Annotated in this window: 3 protein-coding genes; all 3 read left to right on the top strand. The window is 62.6% G+C overall.

Features of this window, described 5'->3' with window-relative positions:
* Window position 1: 1 nt before the first annotated feature.
* Genes EOA79_RS30545 through EOA79_RS30535 form a run of 3 tightly spaced genes read left to right on the top strand, consistent with a single transcriptional unit; the run spans window position 2 to window position 3,804 of the window.
* Window positions 2-979 carry a sugar ABC transporter permease gene (locus EOA79_RS30545; protein WP_128293593.1) on the top strand — a complete coding sequence of 326 codons (978 nt, stop codon included), beginning with the start codon at window positions 2-4 and terminating at the stop codon, window positions 977-979.
* Window position 980: 1 nt separating this feature from the next.
* Window positions 981-2,135 (top strand): carbohydrate ABC transporter permease, encoded by a 1,155-nt coding sequence (locus EOA79_RS30540; protein WP_066996015.1) that lies wholly within the window; start codon window positions 981-983, stop codon window positions 2,133-2,135.
* 4 nt (window positions 2,136-2,139) lie between these two features.
* Window positions 2,140-3,804: an alpha-glucosidase family protein gene (locus EOA79_RS30535; RefSeq protein ID WP_095824376.1), complete on the top strand. Its 1,665-nt coding sequence runs from the start codon at window positions 2,140-2,142 to the stop codon at window positions 3,802-3,804.
* The last annotated feature ends 9 nt before the right edge of the window (window positions 3,805-3,813 follow it).

Genomic DNA, 3,813 nt, shown 5'->3' with positions numbered 1-3,813 from the left:
CATCATCGGCGTCGGCGGCTGTGTCGCGTATTTCTGGGGCGCCAACAAGCTGCTCGATCTCATCTTTCCGTCGCGCGGCGTCTCCGGCAGCGCCGCCGTCGACAATCTGCGCCGGCAAGGGCTGGTGCGGCCATGGCTGTTCGTCGGGCCGGCGATGATCATCCTGACCATCTATCTGATCTATCCAGTGATCGAGACGCTGCGGCTCTCTTTTCTCGACCGTGGCGGCGAGCATTTCGTCGGCCTCGCCAACTACCAATGGGCGTTCAGCGACCAGGATTTCCGCAACTCGATCTTCAACAACATCCTATGGCTGGCGGTGGTGCCGGCGGCCTGCACCTTCCTCGGCCTGATCATCGCCGTGCTCACCGACAAGATCTGGTGGGGGACGATCGCCAAGAGCCTTATCTTCCTGCCGCTGGCGATTTCTTTCGTCGGCGCCAGCGTGATCTGGAAATTCATCTACGAGTATCGCGGCGAGGGCCAGGTGCAGATCGGCCTGCTCAACGCCATCATCCAGTATTTCGGCGGCCAGCCGCAGGTCTGGATATCGCTGCCGTTCTGGAACAATTTCTTCCTGATGGTGATCCTGATCTGGATCCAGACGGGGTTCGCCATGGTGATCCTGTCGTCGGCCTTGCGCGGGATTCCGGAAGAGACGCTGGAGGCGGCCGTGATCGACGGCGCCAACCCGTTCCAGATCTTCTGGAAGATCATGGTGCCGCAGATCTGGGGGACGATCGCAGTTGTCTGGACCACCATCACCATCCTGGTGCTGAAAGTGTTCGACATCGTGCTGACCATGACCAACGGCCAATGGAACAGCCAGGTGCTCGCCAATCTGATGTTCGACTGGATGTTCCGCGGCGGCGGCGATTTCGGCCGCGGTGCCACGATCGCCATCATCATCATGATCGCGGTCATCCCGATCATGGTCTGGAACATTCGCCAGGCCAACAAAGAGACGGGAGGACACTGAGATGGCTGCGACCCGCGGAAAGTCCTTCGTCGGCCGATTCGGCGTTCATCTCGCCGTGCTGGTCTTCGTCGTCATCTGGACCATCCCGACACTCGGCATCCTCGTGTCGTCGCTGCGCGACAAGGACCAGATCATCGCGTCGGGTTGGTGGAACTCCTTCTCAAGCTCCAGCCAGACCGAGGCTGGGCGTCTGCCGGCTGCGTCCGCACAAACCCAGAAGGACGGCAAATACGTCATCGAAGGCAACGTCTTCGGCGACGGCGCCAAGCGTGCGATCAGCGCCTTCGGCACCAAGGCGGCGGCGCCGACACAATACAAGGCCGGCACGGCTGCCGATCTCGGCGATGGGGTGTCGCTGCAGGTCAACGCCGACGGCACCTTCGTGCTGTCTTCGCCGAAGGCCTTCGAAGGCGATCGCGGCCAGCGCGTCTACTATGCATCCTCGGCGCCGCCGAAATTCACCACGGAAAACTACGAGAACGTGCTTCTGTCGCAAGGCATCGGCCGCTCCTTCATGAACTCGCTGACCGTGACCATTCCGGCGACAGTGATCCCGATTCTGATCGCCGCCTTCGCCGCCTATGCGTTGGCCTGGATGCGCTTTCCCGGACGGGCGCTGCTGATTGCGGTGATCATCGGCCTGCTGGTGGTGCCGCTGCAGATGTCGCTGATCCCGCTGCTCAAGCTCTACAATGGCGTCGGGACCTTCTTCGGCGTGCCGTCGAAAACCTATCTCGGCATCTGGCTGGCGCATACCGGCTTCGGCCTGCCCTTCGCCATCTACCTGCTCAGAAGCTATATCGCCGGCCTGCCGCGCGAGATCATGGAATCGGCACGGATCGACGGCGCCAGCGATTTCGAGATCTTTGTCAAGATCGTGCTGCCACTGTCCTTCCCGGTGCTTGCCTCCTTCGCCATCTTTCAATTCCTGTGGGTGTGGAACGATCTGTTGGTGGCGATGGTTTTCCTCGGCACGGCGCCCGACCAGATCGTGCTGACGGCGCAACTCAACGCGCTGCTCGGCTCGAGAGGCGGCAATTGGGAAATCCTCACGACATCGGCCTTCATCACCATCATCGTGCCGCTGATCGTGTTCTTCTCACTGCAGCGCTATTTCGTCCGCGGGCTGCTTGCCGGCTCGGTGAAAGGAGGTTGAGACAATGCAATCGGCTTTGAAGACGAGTTCGAGACCGGACCCCGCCGTAGACCGCGACTGGTGGCGGGGCGCGGTGATCTACCAGATCTATCCGCGCTCTTATCAGGACTCGAACGGCGACGGCATCGGCGACCTGCAAGGCATTGTCCGGCGGCTGCCCTACATCGCCTCGCTCGGCGTCGACGCCATCTGGATCTCGCCCTTCTTCAAATCGCCGATGAAGGATTTCGGCTACGACGTGTCGGACTATTGCGACGTCGATCCGATGTTCGGCACGCTGGCCGACTTCGACGCGCTGGTGGCGGAAGCCCATCGGCTGGGCCTCAAGGTGATGATCGACGAGGTGCTGTCGCACACCGCCGACATCCACCCCTGGTTCAAGGAAAGCCGCTCCAGCCGGACCAATCCGAAAGCCGACTGGTATGTGTGGGCGGACGCCAAGCCCGACGGCACGCCGCCCAACAATTGGCTGTCGATCTTCGGCGGCTCGGCCTGGCAATGGGATACAAGCCGCCAGCAATATTACATGCATAATTTCCTGGCCGAGCAGCCCGATCTCAACTTCCACAACGCCGAGGTTCAGGACGCGCTGCTCAACATCACCCGCTTCTGGCTGGAGCGCGGCGTCGACGGCTTTCGGCTCGACACCATCAATTTCTACTTCCACAGCCTGGGGCTGGAGGACAACCCGCCGCTGCCGCCGGAAGAGCGCAACGACCAGACGGCGCCGGCCGTGAACCCCTACAATTACCAGGACCATATCTACGACAAGAGCCGGCCGGAGAATCTCGGTTTCCTTGAGCGCTTCCGCGCGCTGCTCGACGAATATCCGGCGCAAGCCGCCGTCGGCGAGGTCGGCGATTCGCAGCGCGGGCTGGAAGTGGTGGCCGCCTACACCGCCGACGGCAAGCGCGTTCACATGTGCTATTCCTTCGACTTCCTGGCACCGGAAAAGATCAGCGCCGCCAAGGTGCGGGCGGTGCTGGAGGCCTTCGGCCGGGTCGCCAGGGACGGCTGGTCCTGCTGGGCGTTCTCCAATCATGACGTGATGCGCGTGGCCTCGCGCTGGGCCGCCAACGAAGCGGACCCGAGCGCTTATCTCAAGGTGATCTCGGCGCTGTTGATGTCGCTGCGCGGCTCGGTCTGCATCTATCAGGGCGAAGAGCTCGGCCTCGGCGAGGCGGAACTCAAATTCGAGGACCTGCAAGACCCCTACGGCATCCGTTTCTGGCCGGAATTCAAGGGCCGCGACGGCTGCCGCACGCCGATGGTGTGGGATGCGGCGGTCAAGAATGGCGGCTTCTCGACCGCCAAGCCCTGGCTGCCGGTGCCCGGCAAGCATCTGGCGCAAGCCGTGAATGTGCAGCAGGGCGATCCGAGCTCGCTGCTCGAGCATTACCGGCGCTTCCTCGCCTTCCGGCGCCAGCATTCGGCGCTGGGCAAGGGCGAAATCGACTTTATCGAAAGCGATGGCGACACCGTCGCCTTCACGCGCCGCGAAGGCAACGAGCGCATCGCCTGCGTCTTCAACCTCGCCAGCAAGCCGGCCGAAGTCGATCTCGGCAAGGGCTCGCTGCAGCCCTTGCCGGGACATGGCTTTTCGGGACAAGGTGGCACCGGGCCCATCCGCCTTGGCGGCTATGGCGCCTGGTTCGGGCGGATCGACTGAGTTGAGAAC

It is taken from the genome of Mesorhizobium sp. M1A.F.Ca.IN.020.03.2.1 (assembly GCF_004023205.1).
In the GTDB taxonomy this organism is placed as follows: domain Bacteria; phylum Pseudomonadota; class Alphaproteobacteria; order Rhizobiales; family Rhizobiaceae; genus Mesorhizobium.
This window is presented reverse-complemented; position numbering and strand designations above follow the sequence as displayed.

Bases quoted from the DNA above. Each gene is read 5' to 3' on its own strand.
- EOA79_RS30540 (WP_066996015.1), top strand. From the start codon at position 981: ATGGCTGCGACCCGCGGAAAGTCCTTCGTCGGCCGATTCGGCGTTCAT.
- EOA79_RS30535 (WP_095824376.1), top strand. From the start codon at position 2,140: ATGCAATCGGCTTTGAAGACGAGTTCGAGACCGGACCCCGCCGTAGAC.